The 20,904-nt window shown below is 55.9% G+C and carries 20 protein-coding genes and 1 pseudogene; 12 read left to right on the top strand and 9 right to left on the bottom strand.

Going from position 1 to position 20,904, the window contains the following annotated elements; all coding sequences use genetic code 11:
* Nucleotides 1-84: 84 nt before the first annotated feature.
* Nucleotides 85-828: a hypothetical protein gene (locus AB0O97_RS16045; protein ID WP_363883967.1), complete on the top strand. Its 744-nt coding sequence runs from the start codon at nucleotides 85-87 to the stop codon at nucleotides 826-828.
* Here AB0O97_RS16045 and AB0O97_RS16040 read toward each other — a convergent pair.
* The 5 genes from AB0O97_RS16040 to AB0O97_RS16020 form a co-directional block, all read right to left on the bottom strand.
* Complete coding sequence (locus AB0O97_RS16040; protein WP_363883966.1) at nucleotides 825-1,268, bottom strand: hypothetical protein; 444 nt, start codon at nucleotides 1,266-1,268, stop codon at nucleotides 825-827. The two genes, AB0O97_RS16045 and AB0O97_RS16040, sit on opposite strands and share 4 nt — an antisense overlap.
* Before the next feature lie 32 nt (nucleotides 1,269-1,300).
* Nucleotides 1,301-1,546 carry a hypothetical protein gene (locus AB0O97_RS16035; RefSeq protein WP_363883965.1) on the bottom strand — a complete coding sequence of 82 codons (246 nt, stop codon included), beginning with the start codon at nucleotides 1,544-1,546 and terminating at the stop codon, nucleotides 1,301-1,303.
* Between the two features lie 109 nt (nucleotides 1,547-1,655).
* Nucleotides 1,656-1,955 carry a hypothetical protein gene (locus tag AB0O97_RS16030; RefSeq protein WP_363883964.1) on the bottom strand — a complete coding sequence of 100 codons (300 nt, stop codon included), beginning with the start codon at nucleotides 1,953-1,955 and terminating at the stop codon, nucleotides 1,656-1,658.
* A 38-nt stretch (nucleotides 1,956-1,993) separates the two neighbouring features.
* Entirely contained in the window at nucleotides 1,994-2,917 is a 924-nt protein-coding gene (locus AB0O97_RS16025) for a DUF3560 domain-containing protein (RefSeq protein ID WP_363883963.1), read from the bottom strand.
* Nucleotides 2,918-3,208: 291 nt separating this feature from the next.
* On the bottom strand, nucleotides 3,209-3,355 hold the full coding sequence (locus AB0O97_RS16020) for a hypothetical protein (RefSeq protein WP_363883961.1): 147 nt from the start codon (nucleotides 3,353-3,355) through the stop codon (nucleotides 3,209-3,211).
* 113 nt (nucleotides 3,356-3,468) lie between these two features.
* Between AB0O97_RS16020 and AB0O97_RS16015 the strand changes: the two genes are divergently transcribed.
* The gene (locus AB0O97_RS16015; protein ID WP_363883959.1) at nucleotides 3,469-4,191 is read left to right on the top strand and encodes an SOS response-associated peptidase; all 723 of its coding nucleotides are present in this window, start codon (nucleotides 3,469-3,471) and stop codon (nucleotides 4,189-4,191) included.
* Nucleotides 4,188-5,060 carry an AbiV family abortive infection protein gene (locus AB0O97_RS16010; RefSeq protein WP_363883957.1) on the top strand — a complete coding sequence of 291 codons (873 nt, stop codon included), beginning with the start codon at nucleotides 4,188-4,190 and terminating at the stop codon, nucleotides 5,058-5,060. Before AB0O97_RS16015 ends, AB0O97_RS16010 begins: the two co-directional genes overlap by 4 nt.
* Here AB0O97_RS16010 and AB0O97_RS16005 read toward each other — a convergent pair.
* Nucleotides 5,057-6,040: pseudogene (locus AB0O97_RS16005) on the bottom strand (DUF4113 domain-containing protein); the annotation flags it as partial. The gene AB0O97_RS16010 and the pseudogene AB0O97_RS16005 overlap by 4 nt on opposite strands.
* Nucleotides 6,041-6,095: 55 nt before the next feature.
* On the opposite strand from AB0O97_RS16005, the gene AB0O97_RS16000 reads away from it, so the two are divergent.
* From AB0O97_RS16000 to AB0O97_RS15975, 6 genes are all read left to right on the top strand, one after another.
* Nucleotides 6,096-7,634 carry a site-specific integrase gene (locus AB0O97_RS16000; RefSeq protein ID WP_363883955.1) on the top strand — a complete coding sequence of 513 codons (1,539 nt, stop codon included), beginning with the start codon at nucleotides 6,096-6,098 and terminating at the stop codon, nucleotides 7,632-7,634.
* A 527-nt stretch (nucleotides 7,635-8,161) separates the two neighbouring features.
* Entirely contained in the window at nucleotides 8,162-9,451 is a 1,290-nt protein-coding gene (locus AB0O97_RS15995; protein ID WP_363883953.1) for a hypothetical protein, read from the top strand.
* On the top strand, nucleotides 9,448-11,565 hold the full coding sequence (locus tag AB0O97_RS15990; RefSeq protein WP_363883952.1) for a tyrosine-type recombinase/integrase: 2,118 nt from the start codon (nucleotides 9,448-9,450) through the stop codon (nucleotides 11,563-11,565). Before AB0O97_RS15995 ends, AB0O97_RS15990 begins: the two co-directional genes overlap by 4 nt.
* The gene (locus AB0O97_RS15985) at nucleotides 11,552-11,959 is read left to right on the top strand and encodes a hypothetical protein (RefSeq protein ID WP_363883950.1); all 408 of its coding nucleotides are present in this window, start codon (nucleotides 11,552-11,554) and stop codon (nucleotides 11,957-11,959) included. Before AB0O97_RS15990 ends, AB0O97_RS15985 begins: the two co-directional genes overlap by 14 nt.
* Before the next feature lie 393 nt (nucleotides 11,960-12,352).
* Nucleotides 12,353-13,177, top strand: coding sequence for a hypothetical protein (locus AB0O97_RS15980; protein WP_363883948.1), 825 nt, complete (start codon nucleotides 12,353-12,355; stop codon nucleotides 13,175-13,177).
* A gap of 163 nt (nucleotides 13,178-13,340) precedes the next feature.
* Nucleotides 13,341-13,943, top strand: a complete 603-nt coding sequence (locus AB0O97_RS15975) for a hypothetical protein (RefSeq protein ID WP_363883947.1) — start codon at nucleotides 13,341-13,343, stop codon at nucleotides 13,941-13,943.
* A 690-nt stretch (nucleotides 13,944-14,633) separates the two neighbouring features.
* Here the strand turns inward: AB0O97_RS15975 and AB0O97_RS15970 are convergent.
* Together AB0O97_RS15970 and AB0O97_RS15965 are read right to left on the bottom strand one after the other, a co-directional pair.
* On the bottom strand, nucleotides 14,634-15,812 hold the full coding sequence (locus tag AB0O97_RS15970) for an AAA family ATPase (RefSeq protein ID WP_363883945.1): 1,179 nt from the start codon (nucleotides 15,810-15,812) through the stop codon (nucleotides 14,634-14,636).
* On the bottom strand, nucleotides 15,802-16,593 hold the full coding sequence (locus AB0O97_RS15965; protein WP_363883944.1) for a DUF6414 family protein: 792 nt from the start codon (nucleotides 16,591-16,593) through the stop codon (nucleotides 15,802-15,804). The genes AB0O97_RS15970 and AB0O97_RS15965 overlap by 11 nt, the downstream gene beginning before the upstream one ends.
* Before the next feature lie 277 nt (nucleotides 16,594-16,870).
* Here AB0O97_RS15965 and AB0O97_RS15960 point away from each other — a divergent pair, with 277 nt between their 5' ends.
* The 3 genes from AB0O97_RS15960 (at nucleotide 16,871) to AB0O97_RS15950 (ending at nucleotide 19,543) form a co-directional block, all read left to right on the top strand.
* On the top strand, nucleotides 16,871-17,620 hold the full coding sequence (locus tag AB0O97_RS15960) for a hypothetical protein (RefSeq protein WP_363883943.1): 750 nt from the start codon (nucleotides 16,871-16,873) through the stop codon (nucleotides 17,618-17,620).
* Between the two features lie 433 nt (nucleotides 17,621-18,053).
* Nucleotides 18,054-18,908, top strand: coding sequence for a hypothetical protein (locus AB0O97_RS15955; RefSeq protein WP_363883941.1), 855 nt, complete (start codon nucleotides 18,054-18,056; stop codon nucleotides 18,906-18,908).
* Nucleotides 18,909-19,099: 191 nt separating this feature from the next.
* The gene (locus AB0O97_RS15950) at nucleotides 19,100-19,543 is read left to right on the top strand and encodes a hypothetical protein (protein WP_363883940.1); all 444 of its coding nucleotides are present in this window, start codon (nucleotides 19,100-19,102) and stop codon (nucleotides 19,541-19,543) included.
* Between the two features lie 182 nt (nucleotides 19,544-19,725).
* Here the strand turns inward: AB0O97_RS15950 and AB0O97_RS15945 are convergent, their stop codons facing one another.
* Entirely contained in the window at nucleotides 19,726-20,859 is a 1,134-nt protein-coding gene (locus tag AB0O97_RS15945; protein ID WP_363883938.1) for a hypothetical protein, read from the bottom strand.
* Between the last annotated feature and the right edge of the window lie 45 nt (nucleotides 20,860-20,904).

Below are 20,904 nucleotides of genomic sequence, written 5' to 3'. Positions count from 1 at the left end.
CATCAGTCACTGACACCACGGCTTCACCAACTTGATACCAGGCTGCTTTCCGCGCCTATCTGACTGTAAGGAAGATGGATCCATTTGAACCCGGACGAGACTGTTGAGCCTTCACTGGTGGACACCATGCCCACGATGGATCCAGAGGAGACCGTTCAACACATCTTTGGCACTGCGGCCTTCTCAGCCATCCCTTGGGTGGGTGGGTCCATTGCAGCCGTCTTCTCGGGGATATTTACAGCTTCCGAGCAAGCCCGCCAGGAGGCCTGGTTGAAGAAGCTTGCCGAGGCAGTTGTGGAGCTCCAAGCTAGTAAGTCCATTACCTTGGATGAAATCTATGGTGATGGCCGTTTTCATGCAGCTGTTGCCCAGGGAATCCGGATCGTTGCTGAGACCAACGGGGAAGAAATGCGAACCGCAATCGCCCACGCGGTCAGCAACTCAGGATCATGGTCGGGCAATGAAGAGGTGGTTGACCGCTTCTTCATGAAGGTGCTCAGCCGATACGAACCAGAGCACCTCCTTGCGCTTCAAATTTTTGACGATCCAAAGGAGTTCCATCGGGTCCATGGCCACAAATTGAAGGATGAAACTCTGACGTGGGTCTTCACGCAAGTCATCTACAAAGACATCGTTGAGTGGGAACCACTTGGGGCGGGGGTCCTGAAGGACCTATATAGCGACGGTCTTATCAATGGAGATTTTGGGTTTGGCTTTGAGCTGTTCCCATCAAGCATGAGGCGAACAACTTACATGGGCCACGCCCTGCTGGACTTCGTCAGCAATACCCCATCCCCAGGGGATGAGAGCAGCACTTTAGACGGCTAGTGGCTCAGGCACACCTTGCGGACCGTTTCCGAGCTCACCCCAGCCCAGCGGGCAATCTCGGTCCGGGTCCACCCGTGAGCATTCACAGCCTCGCGGATGGCCACAGCCCTTTGCTTCTCAATACTGGCGCGCTTGGAAGCAGCTGCGTCCAAAGACTTCTGAATTGCAGCTAGAGCATCCATCCCATCTCCCTTACCGCGGGCCTTACTGGCGCCAGCACGGGCTGGGGGTGAGGCCCGAAGAATTCTGTGGAGTAGCTCGCGGGAGATCCCGCCAGCCCTAGCCAAGTGAGTGACTGAGACGCCATTTGCTACGGCGGAACGGACAGACTCATTTCTCTCGGCGCGAAGGGTGCTCTCCTTGGCGAGAAAGTCTAGGAACTCCTGGTGGATCTTCTCCAGCTGTCGCTGCGGATTGCTGTTGTCGATGGTGGTTGGCATGAGGTGCCTCCTTCAATGGATGCTGGCGGCGATCAGGCGGCTTGTTGATGGTGTGATGACCGAATGGCCGCAGATGACGCGGCAAGCTCTACTTGAGCTTCTTTTGCTGGCAGGGGCCGCTGGATCCGATGTGCGACGTATGCGCCGGCCGCAAGGACCATGAGGGCTATGAGGGTGACTCCGTTGAGGACTGGAGTGGAGAAGCCGATGGCGTAAGCCAGGACGGTTGATGTGCTGGCAATAAGGATGGCCATTCTTCGGCGCAACAAGGTTGTCATGGTGCTCTCCATTACTTAAAATATGTTGATCTGACAACAACTAATATAGTTCCCGTGAAGCCCCGCGTCAATGGGGTTGGGGCGCCAGATTGAAGTTGGCAAGTGGGACTCAGCTGCCGCTGGTGATCTCACTGATGCGTTGGCCGGTGGCGGTGACGATGGAAGAGTCTGAGGGCTTCAGTAGCGTGGTTTTGTTGGTGTAGAGCGCAATGATTGCTCTGTGAAAGGCAGGGTTTGCCACCTGCATTTTGGTGATGTCGTCAGCAGAGATTGTGTGCGACGGATCCTGCGCGTGCTCCAGGCTGCGGAGGATGCCCGTTTCGTTAGCCCAGGCTGCTATATCCGCGTTGGTGACGGTGACTTCCGTCTTGTAAGTAGCGTGCTCTGACCAGGTCACTGTGTACTTCACGGGATTCCTCCTTTCTCGCGAAGTGGCGCCAATAAGGGTTAGGCCTGGGGCTTGTGCCCGGTCAGCTTGTGATAATCCACCGTCTGCGTCCAGGTGTGGTTGGGGCGCTGGCGGATCGAGACTGACTTTGCATTCACCCGCACCACGGGGTACCAGTCCCCGAGATAGTGGATCAAATCGCCTTTGGAAATGTTGTCCTTGGAGTAGTCCATAACCTGGCCGGCGTTGATCTGCTCCGCGCGGACGCCTGTCCAGTAGGCAAGCTTGTCTTCATGAGCTGCAATCTGCTCAGTCAGGTCTGTCGCCCGGCCGCCAGCCCAGGCCTTGTCCTTGTAGATGGTTGTGGTGGCCACAAGCTGGGAGTTCAGGGCGCGCAGCTCAGTCTGCAACGTCTTGATGCGATTTCCGACCGTAACGGGATTGTGGCGGTGGGTGGTTGCCGTGGCGGCAACAATTGCGGATTCGGCCATCTCCTTGGCTGCCTGCTCGGTCTCCATGGTGCGAAGAGTCCATGTGCGGGCCCGGTCCAGGGTTTTGCGGTGCCTTGCCTCGGAATGATGGCCCACCAGAATGGGCTGCCCCATGGGCGGCAGCTGGCGGTCATAGCCGTTAGCCTTGGCTTGCTGGGCGGCGGCGAGGGTATTCAATCGAGTCACCTTCACCTCGCGGCGCGCAGCCCGGGCAGTATCGCTGATGGATCGATCCGCTTCCACTTCAGCCTCAGGGCGGAGTGTTGCGTCAATAGTCTTCTCAATGGTGTGTCCAGAGTTGCTGAGCTGCTCGCAGGTGCGGTCTATGACGGCCATCTTCGGCCTCTGGTCACGTGAACGGGGCAGGTACCAGGATCCCAAATTCCTTGACCAGCGAAACCCGTTTGATTTCAGAATTTCAGGGGTTCCGTCACCTTTTGAAGTGCCGTCAATGATGGTTCCGTGTTCTGCTGAATGGCTTATGGAAATCATGAAACTCACCTAACTAAATGTGTTGATCTGACAACAACTAATTTAGCGTTCGATGAGCGGACTGTCAACCCCGTTGTTGGGAGCGGCACTGAGGTGCAGTCGAGTTCGATTTCCCGACCTGTTTTAGGCATAAAGAAAGGCACCCGGTAGGAGGAGAGTGAGATTGTCAGATCAACACTAGCCACACCGGGTGCCTTGTTTCTCAATGCTATACCACCGCGCGGGCAGCTGTCTCATTGATTTTTGGCCTACAGTTCCCACCAGCTGGTGGGAAGAACAGGCCATCAGAATTTATGGAGTTTCACGCCTCAGGGAGATCAATCGCCATCCCTCCGGAACCAATGCTTCTACCTTTGACTTCGCTTCATTGTAGGTGTCAGCGTCGGCCCCAATCTCACTGATTTCAACATCCTTCTCAACTACTCCTACTAGCTTCATGCCACGATCATAGGCAGAATTCGCTGCACGCAAGTGCCACAACAGAATGGGGCCATGCCCACGTGAGAAGAACATCGAAGAAGGGGGTGTCAGATAGGACATAACGGGGCAGAATGTGGAACATGTGTGGACGATATGTAATTGCCAGGGCAGTGGGCGACTTAGTGAGCATGTTCGACGTCATGGCTGCAGGGGACAACCTGCCGGAGCCGGCATGGAATATAAAGCCGACTAACCGCGTCCCGGTCGTGTTGGAGTCCGCCAAGGGTGAGGACGAGCCTGTGCGCCGGCTGGAGGCAGGCCGCTGGTCACTCACGCCGTCGTACTCCAAGGAGCTCAAAACCAAGTTCGCCACCTTCAATGCCCGTTCCGAGACTGCGGCGGAGAAGGCCACATTCCGAGGGTCGGTCAAGAGCAAGCGAGCGATCCTGCCAGCTGACTTCTATTACGAGTGGCACACCGAGGGGAAGACAAAAACCCCGTATGCGATTCACTCCCCTGGGGATGAGATCTTGGCGTTCGCTGGTTTGTACACTTGGTGGCCTGACAAGTCGCTGCCTGAGGACCATGAGGACTACTGGACGCTGACCACAACGATCCTGACACGTGCGGCTGTTGGCGAGGTAAGCCAGCTCCATGACCGCACGCCCGTGACGTTGCCGCCCAGTTTCTGGGATGAATGGCTGGATGCCGGCCAGGACGGGGATCAGACATTGGTGGATGCTGCAGTTGCAGCGGCTACGCCTGTGGCCGAGGCCCTGCTGTTCCACCAGGTTGGCCCGCTCAAGGGGGACGGACCCGAATTGGTGGAACCAGTGGAATCGAATCGCGCATGATGCTTCCCAGGCGTCTGGGGCAAATCGTCAAGGAGAAGCCGGAGGTACGGCTATCAATCATCGGGGAAGGCCTTGAGCTTCTGGGAGGGCATGTCGAGTCTCTTTCTGCATCCATCGAATCGCTCTTGGGGAGTGGTGAACGTGCCGGTGCCGTGGCACTCGGTGTTGTATGCACGGAGGAAGCGGCCAAGGTGCTGATCCTTCTGGACATGGCTCGTGACATCAACTCGCAAAAGGTCCTGGGTAGCTCTGCAAAAAACTTTTATAGTCACCTCCCTCGCGCCATCTATGCTGCAGTGCATGGGGCCAACCCGACTACCTATGCCGAAATAGTTCAGGATGTCGCCAGTCATCGAGAGAGCCACTACCTGGATGGGCCCAATGATGCGGATTGGGTATTCAGAAATGAGCTTCTGAGGCAAAGGGAAACCGCTCTGTACGTGGACTATGAGGAGAATGAGCCCGGTAAGTTCGGGTGGACTGGCGGTGATCCTGAACTGGTCTACGTCTCGCATGAAATCACGCGCCTGGTGCTTTCAATGAAGGCGGTGGGGATGCTCACTGAAACTGGGGCGAAGGTCACTTCTGAAGTGTGGAAAAAATCGGTCTTTGATGAGGCGACTCGCTGGGAGTATTGCCGAGATAAGGCCATGCTTGTTGTCCGCTCAGTGCTTTCCCCGGATGCTGAGGCAAGGCAGAAGTTTTGGCCAGACATCCGCAGAATTGCAGAGAAGTGGACTTTCCCGCTCACCGGCCTAGATCTCCGTGTCGTCAATCACCTGCCGGATGAAATGCGGGAGAAGGGATCTGCGGTCTTTGAACAAATGATGATGGATGAATACGGTCCATCCGCGCACGACTACCGCTAGCTGGCCTTCGCCACTGGAAGCTCGGCCCAATGGGTTGTGTAGCGCGGACTGAGCATTTCACGTTTCATCGACCAATCGGGGCCGCCCTTGAGTCCACCGGCGCCGAGACCGATTGATTCCCTGCCGTATTTGGCGGAGACATCCTCTAGAAGCTGGCTGATGTGCCTCTCCTCGTGGGGATTCTCGAAGAGCTCAAGGGGAGACTGGTTCCCGGATGGTCTGAGATCAGTCAACATGATGCCGGCCCTTACATACTTGATCCCCTCACCAATGAAATTGGTAAGTGCAAAGGCTGCCTTCCCCAGGAGGACTGGATCTGCTGTTGGCATCGCCAGAGGCACGCAGATGGAGGGGTGTGAACGGTCGTTGGGGTTGAAGTGAGAGGTGCCTGCGAAAGCAGTGAGCACTTTGGCTTGCAATCCATGCTTAGCCAGTCTGGCGCTTGCCTGCTGAGCATAGAGGGCAAGTACCTGGCGCATATCAGCTCTGGTAATCACAGGAGTCGCAAACGAACGCGAAAAGATCAGCTGATCTCTCGTGAGACGTTCCTCTTCCAATGGGATGCAGGCCTGCCCTTGGAGTTCCAGGACGGTGCGCATGACAACGACTGAGAATCTGTCCCTGATCATCACGGGGTTGGCTCTGCTGAGATCCAGTACAGTGCGAATGCCCATCGCGTTTAAGCGCTTGGCCAGTCTTCCAGCGATGCCCCAGATCTCACTTACAGGCAGGGACTTCATCAGATGTTCGCGTTGATCCAGAGGAACGGAGTCCCAGTGGCAGACACCCGCGAAGTCTGGGTTGTGCTTCGACCAGGCATTGCTAAGCTTGGCCAAAGTTTTGGAAACCCCGATCCCAACGCAGACGGGCAGCCCAGTGTTGCGCATGACGGTGGCCTTAATGGCGCGGCCAACGGCTAACAATTCTTCGGGGGTGCCCTTGAGCGAGATGAAAGCCTCGTCGCAGCTGTAAATTCTCACCCCCTCTCCGGCGTGTTGTCGTTGGTCGGCATGGTCTACCCCGTAGCTTCTGGTTATGGGCACACCAGCCAGCAGAACATGGTTTCTCTACTTCGTTCAGGAACTTCCTAAGTCTGAGAACGATGACTTGCTCCTCCGCGCCTTGAGCTCGCTCAATGGCACACGTCTGGACTCCGGACGGATAGGCAAACCATTCCTCCTAGACCAACATGGTGCTCCGCACAGTGCATTCAATGCGTTCTTTGCCAGCGGTCGAATGCGAAATCGAGCCCCATCAACGAATCGGAAGTACGCCCACGCCTTGCGCGTTTGGATGAACTTCCTTGAACTCCGCACGATCTCCTGGGAAACGGTCACAGACGATGACCTCTTCGACTACAAGTTTTGGCGAAGGACCGATCCGAACAATCCACGACCGGTGTCTGGGTCCACGTGGGGCGGCGATCTGGCGGCCATTTCGGCCTTCCATGATTGGGCGGCACGCACCCGAGGGATCACAACAATCTTGGCAACGACCGACCACCAGGGACGAGGTTCCCACTACGCAAATCCTGGGATGCCACGCACGGACTATGCAAGTACCCGCGACCGCCGGGTCATCGCCTCTACTGTCAGATCCGCGGACGTAAAATGGTTCTCTCCCGGGGCTTTTAGGAAGTGGCGTGATGTAGGCCTTCACGGCATTGCACCCAATGGTCAAGAAAGAACACGCTGGCGTCCGCGATCGCAGACCCGCGACGCCGCATTTGTTGATGGACTTTACGGGACCGGACTGCGCCTCCAAGAATGGGCGAGTGTCCTCACCTGCGAACTCCGGCAGCCCGCAGAACAAAATCGCTACGTCACGCTGCAACTCGCGGCCGGCTGCGCCAAGGGCGGGCACGGCCACAGCTACTGGGTAAAACGCGAAGTGATTAACAGTGTCAACGACTACATCGAGACCGATCGGGCTGCCGCCATTCGACGAGCCCAAGCCTCACAAGTCTACGACCAGCTGACTGGCATTCGTATTGTTACCAGAGTCGGGGGCGGCGGACGGCTGGAGCTGACCGAGCCAGACGGTACGTCCTTGCCCGTGAAGGTCAATAACCTTTCGCCGCAGCAGAGAGCGCTGCTTTTCACCCGAACCAATGGCAAATTAGAGCCGCTGGCATTGTGGCTTCACGAAAACGGTCTTCCCCGTCCCAAACGGAGTTGGTACAAGTCGTTTGCCAGAGCCAACGCGCGTGTTGAAAAGGCAGGGATTGATCGGTTGCAGTGTCATCCTCACATGCTTCGCCACAGCTTTGCGTTGCGCTGGTATGCCGTTGGACGGCTTATTTGGGAGCGGCGATCCTCACATCTGGACGCACACCAGACACTCGACTTTCGGGAACAATTCGGTGACACATGGTCATTGGTGCAGACCATGCTCGGCCATGCCGATGTGAACACCACCAAGAAAATCTACCTAGAACCCTTCCGCAGCCTCGACGTCAAGTTGCTCCTGGAACATGGGACCAGCGAATTGCAAGCAGATGCGTTCCTTCATATCCTCCGCTCCAATCCGCGAGTTCGGCTAGACGACGATGCCCTGATTGAAGGACAACTATGAGAGAGGCCTCCCTCCCACCAGTTGGTTACCGCACCCCGGAAACCCATTTTTCATCCAATGGCCAGAGCATCGTTCGGGTGTATCCAGAAGCGGCCCCGGGGTTCAAGGATTTTACTTTCCACCGCTTGGGCGTTTCAGTGGAACTTCAGAGAGTTTTCGCAGAAGGATTTGCCCGCGCCACTGGCCCTGCAGGGACTCGAAAGACGATTCAATCTGCCATGAACCTCTACGCCGGCGTCAGTGTCTTTGCCAAACTGCTTGCGTCGGGTTCCAGGCCCCCCACTACAGTTTCCGATCTGCGGCCTTCTCACCTACATGAGCTGATAATCCGGCATACCAGAGCCTCCAACGGCGCCCTGATTGCCCTCCGCGTCCTGCTTCGCACAAACGTTGACATCCCTGTTCCGTTCAGAAACGCCCTGTTTACTCCTCTTCGCAACCCTGGCCCTTCGACGCCTTCTGCTTCCTATAGCGAAGGTGAGTTTCGTGGAATTCAACGTGCCGCACGGTCGCAGGTTCGCGCCGCTGTGGCTCGCCTGAGTGCCGGCGAAGCTGAGCTGAGGGCCTACACCGAAAATGGGCAGAACAAGTCTTCCCTGGAAGAGCGACGGCGCGGCAACTTTTTGGCTCATATCGCCGCCGTTGGCGACGTTCCCCGGTACCCGTCGGGGGGTTCCATGGTGCAAAGCATCGGTCCGGGCGGGGCGGACCTGTTCTATTCGCTCTTTCCAACGGCGTCCGATGTCACCGCACTGGTCATACTCATCCAATGCCTCACGGGGCACAACGTATCGACCATTTGTAATCTGACTCCTCAATATAGCCGTGCCGATGGGGCGCAAGATGGCGAACCGTCCGTGCTGGTCACCCGGGCAAGCAAACCTCGCAGGGGACCCTTCAAAGCAGAAATGGATCTGCCGTTCACCAACATTTCTGAGGAGACAGGTGAATATCCGCAGGAGGGTGCGAGAGATGACTATGCCTCTGCGTTTGGCATCTACATGATTGCCCACCGCCTCTGCCGGCGGGCCCGCGGTTTTACACTGTCCGGTCACTTGTTGGTTTCTCATTCGTTTCATCGAAGGTACACCGCAATACCAAATGGGCCCGGATTTCGCCCGGTGGCCGAGAATTGCATGTATAAGTGGGACGGGTGGATCGACGCCGACGACAAGATACAGCGTGTGGACAGCCGGCGTCTGCGGCGGACTTTCCTTGAACTGCACCAGCGCCCCGTAGCGCACTCTGTTGACACATTGGCAAACACCTACCTCTCCCGCGACACTGGCGCCTTAGCCAGTAATCAGGCCGTCATTCAGCATGTTCTGGAGGGTGAAGTTGAGCGGATCCGCACAACAAATCTTTCCCTGGTACTCACGAACCAGGACGTCGAACAGGCTCGAAATGAACCCGGGGATGTGGCAACCCGATTCGGCGTAACGCCAGAAAAGCTGGCGCAAATTCTGGATGGGCGCCTCGACACCCTGGCAACAGCATGCGTCGACAATCAGCATGGCCCATATACCGCACCGGAAAAGGCGTGCACGGCATCGTTCTTGCTGTGTTTGGGTTGTCCGTGCGCGCGCTCAGAGCCACGCCATATTCCAGTTCAGGCCCTGCTTCGCCAGCAGATTGAAGCACGCAGAGAAGAACTCATGCCGGAGCAATGGCAAAGGAAATTCGGAACTGCAGCTGAACAACTTGACGACGTACTTGCCCAGCAACGAGTTGTTGTGGCGGCGGCGGCCACCACTGCTTCAGGCGAAGACGCTGCCCTCATTGAGGCACTTTTGGATGGAAGGCTCGATCTCCGATGACACCGCAGGCAGCAGCATCCCGTCAAGAGCTATTCAGAGAGAATCCGCTGGTATTGGCGACTCGGCCTCTTCGCCCCGATACGGTCCATGCGAGGCTGTCCCGCTTCTCCGATGACCGGTGGGACCTCACCCCAGGGATTTTTGAGAATCACGGCACGAAGATAGCTCTGGCGTTCGAGGCCTTTCCCTCCAAGTGGCGTCTGGCGGTCAAAGAGTATTTTTGGCTCCTGATCAATGATGAAACAGTGCGCCCCCTGCCGGCGGCGAGGGCGGAAAGCCGTCCGTCGCTGCGCACCATCTGTTTCGCCCGAACGCCACTTGCTCGTGTGTTGTCCTGGGCATCGGAACAGGGCATCGACAGACTCGACCAGCTCCTCCCGAACAGGCTCGATCTGCTGTTGGCTCACATCGGAACACTCGATCTATATCATGGCGCGAAATCAATGTTGATCAGTGAAACCCGCCGACTTTGGGCCTACCGGGAAGTCGTTCCGGAAGTGCTACGGATGCCGGAATCTCAGCCATGGCTCGGGGAGCTGTCCCAAGATTTACTCGGCCCAATCCCTCGCAGCCCTGAGAATCGAACGCATAGGGTCTCCGACGAGACCCTCGTCCCACTGGTGAGTTGGGCCATGCGATTCGTCGATGATTTTTCGACCGATATTGTGGCCTCATTTCGCGAATACTGCGATTTACTCATGCAGGAGGACCGGTTCCGCCCCCTCGGCGTTGGCAGGCCCACTCCGGGTGGGACGAGGCAGCAGAGGCTTCAACTTTCCCTTAACAAATTGAAGCGCGAGGGTCTGAGGCTTCCCGGGCGCACGCTCTCCGACGGCAGCCGCGAAATTCGGTGGCAGCACCTCGGGAGACTCACCTATACAGCAGGAATTGAACACGCCAAGTTTGACCAGGACATGATCCGACGATCAGGTTTGCCGATAGACGATGACGCCTATCTGGCGACGAACTGCAGAGGGACCATTGATGGCGAGCCTTGGAGATCACGACCGATTCCCTTCGACGACGTCACCAATATTGCCCAACACCTCGTCACGGCTTGCTACATCCTGATTGCTTATCTCTCCGGCATGAGGCCGGGGGAAGTTCTCAGCCTTGAACGTGGTTGCCTAACCTTTGAAGAATCCAACGGCCGTTGGACGGTTTTCGGGGTTCAGTGGAAGGGCGCCCGAAGCAGCGATGGGGCCAAAGCTGTCGAAGGTAAACAACGGGAGGTGCCGTGGGTAGTCCATCCGGCCGCGGCCCGCGCCATCACTGTCCTCACCCATCTTCACACCCAATCGTTGCTGTTCCCCGTGAGAATCCGCCCACAACCCGTGCGGAAAAAGGAGGTTTTATTCAACCCCCGGCCCGGACGGGCGCTGACAACGTCACAGGTTGGTACGGACATCAAGGAGTTCATGGACTGGGTCAATAGCTATTGCGATGAGGCTAAGCGCCCCGACCGCATTCCGGAGGACGAAAACGGCCGGGTAAGTCCCAACCGGTTTCGTCGAACTCTTGCTTGGCATATCGTCCGGCAGCCACGTGGACTCGTGGCCGCCGCCATCCAATATGGCCACGTTGCCACGCAGATCACCCAAGGCTATGCCGGAAATTACGCCTCGGGATTCCTGGACGAATTGGCCTTGGAGCGATGGCTGGAACGCATTGAAAACGTTCGCGAATTGGAAGAGTACCTCGATTCAGGTGGCCACGTCAGTGGGCCTTCGGCAACCGAACTAGAGACTAGAACACACTTGGCGCAGGCAAAATTCGGCGGTCGAGTCATACCGACAGGCCGCCAAGCGGAGAAGTTGATCCAAGACCCTTTGCTACAAGTTTTCAAAGGGCGAGGCATGCATTGCGTCTTCAACAAGAGCACCGCCCTCTGCACGAAAGAATCCGACGATGAACCAGCCCTAGGAGAATGCCGAAGCGCTTGCTCCAACATCGCACGAACAGACGAGGACATCCTGGATTTGCGAACCGAGATCAGCTCCTTGCCCAGCGATCCGCTCGCGCCAGAAATTCGAAATCACCGCATCACGTCCATTTCCAAGACCATGACCAACGCGATCGACCGTCATGAGGGAAACTACGATGACAGCGTCTGAAGCCGAGGATATCCGCTCAGCACTTCAACAAGCTAAAGAGGACCTTCTGGAAGGGCGCGTTCCAGGCCCGCTCACGAGCCTGCGCCTAGTTGAACTCGCCAAAGTCAAGCGACACCGACTCACGCATGACAATCCCGATATCAACATAGAATTCCAGCGCCGTGCCAAAGAGCTGAACCGAACCAAGCCTGAAGTCGACAGGCTTCGCGCCAACCTAGAGAAGGAGCGGACCCGGAATAAGCGACTTGTCGCGGAACGAGATGGCCTCGACAAGCGCCTAAAGGCGTATGCGACCGCGCTCAACAACTTGCTCGACGAGAACTCTCGACTTCTCGAAACAGTGCAACGGCGCACCAATGTCACCAGTATTACGGCGGGACCTCGCCTGCGGTAGCCTCTGAGACAACCACTCGGATCTCTCAGATGAACCGCGTGCTAAATGTAGATGATTCAGGGTTGCGAATGGAGGTTATCGATGAATGAATCAGGCAACCATTCGGAACAGCTGCGCTCTCTACGGTCGGCCCAGCCGGCTCATTTGGAGAAAGCAGTTTCGACATTTGCCTCCTTGGGCTGGGCATTTTGCGGCAACTGGCATCATGACTCCACCGTGAAAATCCTGGATAGTATTGGACGCCGTGGAACCCCAGCAGATATAGACGCAGCGGTCACTCGAATGTGGAACGACGAAGGCAAATTTTGGCTAAAGCTTGCTCCGGCGCCAATCCGGCGGTGGGGCAATGCACATGTCCCTTTCAAAAACGTGCTCTGGCGACGCGTCGAGCTAATGGAGAAGGCCATTGAACTTCACTTCGCAGGAGAGTATGCAGCTTCGGTCCCCATTCTCATGTCCCAAATTGACGGACTCACACGAGATTTGGTGGGTCAAACATTCTTTCAGAACGTAACTGCTAAGAACCAGGAAAACTTCATTGACGACGAGTCGTTGGCAGGCATGCCCGGAAACCTCGTTGAGGTCCGCCGCGTTTTCAGCACTCCTTCGTACGAGACAACACGATCCGGGTCGATTTCCAGACACGGGGTGATGCACGGACGTGAATTGGACTACGACACGCTGGAAAATTCGACAAAGTGCATCGTTTTGCTTGCAGCCCTAGCGGAGTACCTTCCACCATTTGCTGATACGAAAGGATTCGAGGCCCTCGACGTGCACTCCTCAACCGCCGCCGGACTCTTGGGGGTCGACGACGAGGGGCGCCTTCTCGACGATCGGGATGTCCGTGAGTTCCAGGGATTCGCGTTCTATTTGGACATCGCTTACATGAATGCTCAGCTCACACCGACGCTGCACACCTTCGACCTTGATTATCAGGTGCGGAGCCTCGCGGCAAAACACCGGCTAGATCGAAAACAGATCTTCTACTTCCACGACGCCGCCGGGTGGTGGCTCTTCTACAAACTACCGAGCGGCCACTTCCTCGTCCTAGCAGAACGACCAAATACAAGCACAGAGAGCCGCAATCCTGATGCGTGGAGATGGGATGCCCACGAAGACCCCTCAGTTGCTCCTTGGCACAACGCACGGGGCTGGCAATCCGATGACGTTTACCCTCGCACATCGAACTGGGAACCTCTTCAAATAGGAACATGAGTCCTGCCTCTTCGGCTGGCAAGAATGGATCTACGTCCAGATCAAGCCCGTGTCTGGTCTACAGAGTTGAGGTCACCCTTCCGACGGGAATGACCGAGAGTGATTTTCCTGGGTTTTTAGATAAAACTGACATGGAAATTTAGAAGAATGAGAAGCTAGACCTATGGATTTCCTGTCGCTCGTCGTTGGGCCAGTTATTGCCGCCGTTCTCGTACTCATCGGCAACGCAGCATTCTTCCGGGTTCAAACTACCGCAAAAGTCAAGGAAGAGCTCCGGGCATTCGTACGAGAACTGCACCCCACGACAGTTGACTGGGTAGTCGACCTTGATCTCCTTCTTCGAGAGCTGAGGTCCAGGTCTGTCTCTGGCGAATCCTCGGATACTCAGACCAACTTTAGCCAAAAAGTTGAATCATCGTGGGAGGGCGACCTTGTGGGCCGAACAAGGAAAATCCGATACGGACACCCCGATCCAGACGTGAGGACTGCCGCGGAAGACTTTGAAAATGCCTTCATTCCCCTTGTGGTCAGTGCACGAACTACCGATGACCAACGACGTTCTTCTGGCTGGGCCCTGCTTACGGCTCAGGAATATCAAGACCTCCTGGATCCGGCGGAAATCGCACTCGAGCAACTGAGAGCTACCGTTTACGAGGCCCCCCGGCGAGATGTCCCCAAGAACTCATACGATGGATCGACTGGCCCCAGCCGAAGTGCACGCGAACGCCTTCGAGCCAAACTCGACACTGCTAATAACACAGAGTGAAATTCCCCTACTGGCAGACTTTTCGTCTGGCTGGCGAAGCTGTCGGGAGACGGAACACCACGGGAATTCTGGCCTAATTTCGAGTGAGGGCCTTGAGTATGGCGCTGATGCTGTCGGGAAAACGCGTTCGGATTTCCGCGGTCATTGGCCAATTGAGCAGGCTTTTGCCTGGGGTGGTGTCCATCAAATGAGACCGTCCTGAAGGTCAGCTATGGGCACTTTCTCATGGCCGCTGACAGGCATCGTCCTGCCGCAAGATCTAGACAAGGGCACCACAGAGCACAGCACGAGAACCTTTATCAAGAAATCTTGATAAAGCCAGATAAATTCAGATTCTTTATTGTAGAAGCTCACGCTGGCTGTCACCAGCGGATCGCCATGAACTGCGAGCAGGATCGACGCTGGATACCCGGAATTGTCACGTTCATGTTATTTCCCTTCGATGCACATCATCGCTGATGTAGACGGAGCAGTCCTGTTCGAGTTACTCCCCGCTCCAACTGCCACGCTGACGCACTACTACACGTCTTCGAGGAATGTGACGAATTGTTCAACGCCTACAGAGACCAACGATAGATTCCAAAACCGAGAACCGGGAATTGCCTCGGTGTTCCCCACGATGAAACGGACGTTTTGCCAGACAGGCAGCTTGGCCAGGATCAGTTGCCGATGATGCCCTTACACGAAGCTTTAGCGGGAGCTGTCTGTCGCGTCAGTATTCTCAGCCAACGGTGGGTCTTGGCAGATGAGGGTGCGCACGAGCAGAGTAGATATGAGTTCGTCCGTAATCTTCCCGATCTTGCGGACGTTGGCCGGATGCAGGGCAAGAGGGTACAGCTTCTCTTTGACTTGCGTCGCATCTACGATCTGCCGTTCATCGGCCACGAGCGCCTCGAAACGAACATCGACGAGGCGGTCGATGACCGCTGTGATTTCGTTCTTCGATAGGGGGTCAAACTTGATCAGTGCGTCAAACCTTGAGTAGAGAGCATCACCTAGCGCGTCTCGTATTTCCTTCTCGGAATCGTAGTTCGATGTGCAGATGATGAGCGAGCGGCCAACATCTACTCTGTAGTTTTTGTCTTGGAACACTCCGCCATCGAAGAACTGGTAAAAGGCGCTGTGGAAGACTGAGGCTGCTTTATCGAATTCATCAATGAGTACGACGCCCGACTCCCGATCGAGCAAGTCATGAGCAAATGACGGTTCCGAGTGTCCCCCACCGAACAGATACGAGGCAAATTTTTCGTTGTGAAACATCGAGAATTGCTTGCGCATAAGTGCGCCACCGAGGAGTCCGTTGATGAACTTGGCAGTCTCTGTCTTTCCGACACCTGATGGGCCATAGAACATTATGACTACCGGCTTGGTGCGCGCGCTTCGAGTCAGCGGATAGAGCGCCGCCAAGAGCGACTCCTTGACATTCTCCTGGCCGATTAGGTGCTGGGCAAATTGATCGCGGAACTGTACGAGTGTGCTGCGCGTGATCGCAGGATAGTCATAAGAAACGACCTCGAGAGTGCTCGAGTAGATCCGTTTGAGGTGCTCATGCACCTGCTCTGGGGGATTGTGGAGGTGCAATTCTTTCGGATTGTGTACCTGCACCAATCCCGGGAAGTTAGTGATGGCATGTTCCTGCAAACTGGCATAGTCGCCTGACTCTGCGATCAAGCGCTTCGGACGCTTGCGTTTAGGTTTGGATCTGTCCTCGTTGCTGCTGTCTTCCGGCAGGACGACTCGTAGCTGGCGTAGATTCTCCTCGCGTGCAAATACGGCCTCTAGGAGGCCTTCCTTCTTCTTCTTGCCCACGCATTGCTCGAACCACGACAGCGGACCGAAGTAGATGGTGACTTTGACGTCATTCGCCATACTCGACCCCTGCCAGGAGAACGTCGTAGACATCGAGGCGGTCGTCATGATTGATCTCGACGCCATCAATTAGATCCCGGACGCTTACAGGGTTCTCGTCGGCATTTGGGGCCATCTCCGCTGCCATTGTAAGACTGGCCTCGTCAGCCTTGCCAACAAGGATGCCATGGAATACGAGTTGCATTCGCCCCAAATCGGCTAGTCCATAGTTGTTTCGGAACGCTCGAATGTTGAAGCGCAGGATGCATTTGTTTCCGCTTGGGTCTTCACCGACGAGCTCGTAGTATCCCTTCGCGGCTTCAAGCGCATCATCCAATCCAGCCAGGTTGATGGGGAGATCATCCATTTTCAGCATGGCCATATACGGTGTGAACATCTTCATGAACGCCGCGGAGTCTTTGCGCGCTACTACCCGTAGATCTGCAAGCCGTTTGACTCCCTTGTACTCCTCGACTCTGGCAAGGTAGTCCGTAAGGATGGTGTTCGACAGCGTCTTGTTGAAAATGCTTCGTCCGAGACTTGAAGCGCTCATGCCGGCGCTGGCTTCAGCGCTTCCTCCGAAGAAGGGAAGCCAGTTGAATTTGGCGGCCAGCCCGGCCGCTGCTTCACTGTGGAGGTCAGTAGCACGTTCCTTGACTTGCTCGGTCGTCGACGCAGTCTTACCTCCAGCTAAAACATCTAGCAGGTCCGAGGTAGATTCTTCATCGAAGTAGACGATCTTGATGAACGACGTGCCGGAGCTCTGTTGACGTCTAGTCATTGTTGTGATTCCGCTACCCATCTTATTTTCCGTCCGCCGACCTGCCAGGATCGAAAGCACGGCCTAGTTCCGCTCTGCCTTTGGGTTCACTTTATCGCGATGCAACTGGGATCTGAGTTGTTGACAATGATCCGACATTCGGAACCGGTCGAGATCAGGGCACGGCGCCGCTTTCACTAGGGATTCCTATCCTGCCGGAGCCCGAATAGTCGTCTGTTTGGTGTGGCATGGGCGCACCAAAATCGATCTCGGGCGGCCACCCCAATTTGCCTTCCAATATTCTGGGATGATGTCTAGCATGATTCAGTTGCTTGGAACAAAATCGCTGCGCGCCCTACAGTTTGTACAAACGCTAAACGAACACGGCATAGAACCTACGAGCGCAGACGCCAATGCATTCATTGAAGCCAGGACAACCAATGACTTTGACCCGATTGCGGCTGAGTATTTTGTGTCGACATTGACCTACCTGCTTCAGTCACGGCTTCTGAAGGAATTTGATAGGAGGCTGACACTAAGCCCAGCGGGCAAAGCAATCCTTCAATCAGAAGGCCTTGCGGACAGTGCTAGTAAGCCGACGCCACCAGTTGAAGTCGTGGGACGTATGACAGACCCCTTGGTCTATGCTGAGCTACTTACACGCATAAACGACGTTCCTGATTCGATGGTGATCGACCCTTATCTGCATCCTCGCGACCTGTTGACGTTGCTCCAGCTACCAACGATCCATCGATTCCTGACGCGCGACCACGATGCAGGCGGCATGAACAAGCACGACCGCAGGCAGAAGTTTAGGATTGCCTTGGGGGCGCGGCCAGACAGAGAACTACGGTTCATCGCCAATGGGTCCAAAGAACTACACGACCGGCTAGTTATTCCCCAAAAGGGCGGAGAAGCCCTGCTGATAGGTACTTCGCTCGGGGGCACGCAAATCACTGTCGTTACGCGGTTAGGAACTGGTGCGACCCATGCCCTTCGCGATCACTACAACACTCTGTGGGATTCCAGCTCAACGGTGGAACCAATTCAGCGTGAGACCGGCGAGTAGTTTGAAACCGTAGGTGAATAAGGCGCCCTATTTCGTCGAACACAAATAGAGTGACTTGGAACCAGAGGGAGTCTCTACATCAGCAGCATGTGCCGTAACAGGGAGGCTACCGAACCTCCTTGATGATGCCGCTCCAGGATCCACTTTCAAGATCCGAGTGGCAGCTGAGATCTGCATCAGATCTCGCCGCGTACCATCCTGCTTTTACAAACGACAACGGAAACAGCACCAGATGTAGGTTCTTGCGCTGACTGTCAGTCCTCTAGATTTCGTGTTAATGGGCAGAAAATAGCTGGGAGGGACGTGCCGGGGGCTCAGTCTTTGGATCCATCCGGCATATTCTCGAGGGTTCATCGGGGCGTGGATTCCCGCTTTGGATGTCATCTACCTCAGGTTCGTGATGCTGGTGAGTGTTCTCTTGTAGTCTTCGGTCATGAATTTAGAAGACCGTATCAAGGGGCTTGGCCACCAATTAGACACAGGCAGATATGTCACGTGGCATCGAGACGAGTTGGAATTGCGGAGTTTTCTCCTCGCCAGCTCTGAAGGGATGACCTCCTGGTTCAAGGGACAGGAGGAAGCTGCCACAATCGAAGTTCAAGGCACATTTGATCCTCAGGCATCACACGGGGACGAGGGCTACAACCTCTTCATGGATCGCGTAGGTATTTTCTGGGAGCAGTATTGGTATCAGCTGGCTGCAGCCGTGATCAAGGATTCATTCACGCTGTATGAGGTGTTCCTAGAAGAGTCCGCTCACGAGACGCTGCGCTGGTATGGCGCGGGACTCCTGAAACAGGCAACTGAAGATTCGTGGCGTGCCAACGAGTGCGAAGACTTCTACAAGGCCTACCTCGGCGTAGATATCAAGCACGAGGACATCGATGATATCCGGTGGATTCGCAATAAGCTCTCGCACCTTCGGGACTCCCTACGTACCACCGCCGGCAAATCGGAGTTCGAAGAGAAAATTCAGTCACTGGGTATAGGTGCAGACGCCACGGAGAGCGAGAAGGAACTTGGACTTCCCCATTACGACTATGGAAGGGATCTTGCGCTCGGTAGCTCGCTGTCCCTGACGCCGCTGGAGGCCTGGCGCATTCTGGACATCCTGAGAATGCATATCGAACGACTCACGCAATTCCTGAATAAGCTCCAGTATGGGCGGTATACAACGCAAGCCTTGGCTGATCTAAGCGAAGGCTGGGTTCTTAAGGAAAAAGACCGGAAAATCCTGCGCGTTCCGAATCCTGAGCCAAAGGTGAATGTCGGTTCCCGGGCAGTTTGACCCCTCACCTAGAATTTGAGAATGTCAGGAGCTCTCAAGCTTAGTTTCACCAATCTGCGATTAATATCGCCCGCTTTAGTGGCTCTTCGGGATTGGTCTCATTCAGGTCCCAAGCACACGACAGGCGCAGTTTTTGAGTAGACGATTTTCAATAGTCATGTATTCTCGTGTGAAACACGGCACATGGGGGAATGATGAAATTTGCACGGGTTCGGTTCAGCGCAGGATTGATGGCCACGGCTCTTCTGCTGGCAGGATGCTCAGGACAGGCAGGAATCAAGGCACTCGACCGCGATGCCACAGCAGATGATGTACTGCCGGCGTTCGTTATCGTGCCCGAACCAGCCAACGCCGAAACTGCTCGTCTATTGGCAACCCGTAACGGGATCCAGTATTTTGCTGTGCAAAGCGATGATTTGAAGACGGCTTGTCTCGCAGTCGTTCAAGGGGATGAATCGACCTCATGGCAAATGGGCTGCGGGCAGAATAATGGGTCCGGGAAAATTCTCGATCTGCAAGGAGCCGGCTCGCTATCGGCATCGCTTTGGGCGGATGGTTCTGACACGGGAACGATTGAACCTGGCTGGATCAAGCTTACGGACAACGTTCTCGTTCCTAGTGGGAAATCAAAGTAGTGTCCCGATGCTTGAAATCATCGTATTGTACGCATTTACATTGCTGCCCCGTAGAGCTCACCATTAGGGCGGGGCAGCAAGTGTCTGCGCAGACTGTAAGGCCTCGCTTGGTTATGCGTATTTGGGCCCTTCGCAGGGGGCTGGTCTCTCCTTTTTGCTTGTAACAAGGTTCATCGTGTGCGTTAGCGAGAGATGAGTTTTCCCTTCGCCGCAGCCTTCTGAGGCGCATTGGCCTTGACCTTGTTCACGGTCTTGCCCTTGCCGGCAGCGGCGTGGGCTATCGGGAATTTCTGTTGCCCTTGGGCGAACTGCAAGGCCGCGACGCCTTCCTCACCGCCAACACCAGCGCGCATGCGCGCCACGAGCTCTTCCTGTCGATCGGCGGCAAGATGGGCAGTCTCCGCTTGCCCTAGCAGGCGCATTCCGGCGGCGTCGTCTTTCCGGGCAGTGCCTGCGGCATTGGCGCTGTTCTCGTAGGCCTGGTCAATTTCGGGGGACTCGGCCAAGAACGTATCCCGGTACCATGCCTCCTCTGCGGGGCTGGGCCCGGATGCAAGCGCTTTGTCCTCCTCAATGCGCTCAGCACGGGCGTCGGCAAACTCTGCTGCGGCGGCGTTTTCCAGACCGTGGGCCTGGCCCCGGGTAGCTTTCGCCTCTGCTGCGGCAGCCCCCAGTCCCACGGTGGGAGCAGTTTCCTGACCGGTGGCTTTCTTCCATTCCTTGATAAAGGTCTTCTCGTGCTGAAGCTCATCTTTCGTCGAATCAATGTAGCGGACACTGTTCTCGAACTTGCGCAACAATTCAGGGTTGACCTGGGCGAAATACTCCTTGGCTTCCTTGAGTTCTGACTTGCGTAGATCCATCTCGGATATGGCAGGTACGGCCGCAACCGCCGCCCCTGCAGGAACCAACTGTACGAGTGCTTCCGCGTCCAGACCGAAGCGCGTAGCGGCCTGTTCCAAGATCATTGTCTCGGCGGCGGCCGCTGCGGGGTCATGCGCTGACCAGGCAGAGGCAACCCGATAGGCTTCAGCTAACTCGGAGGGTTTTGCCTGATCCCACCACGTCTTCTGGGCGGTCGGTTTTAGCACTGACAAGGCAGTACGCTTCTCGGTGTCAAAGGCCAACTGCAAACGGCTCGCTTCACGCTCGGAAAGCACGGCCTTGTTCCTGAGCTGGTTCTCCCACACTCGGGAGATCTCGCGGCCAATCTGTGATGAGAGCACCATTCCGTGCTGGAACAGTTCCTCAAATCCATCATCAATGTGAATCGTCCCGGGTTTTGTGCCGTTTTCTATTGAGAGAATGGATAGCATGCCCAAGCAGTACACCCCTGAAGTTAAGAGCCGTGCCGTGTCCTA

It is taken from the genome of Specibacter sp. NPDC078692 (genome assembly GCF_040686835.1).
Lineage (GTDB): Bacteria > Actinomycetota > Actinomycetes > Actinomycetales > Micrococcaceae > Specibacter.
Note: the sequence above shows the minus strand (reverse complement) of the source record. Positions and strands in the feature narration are given on the sequence as shown.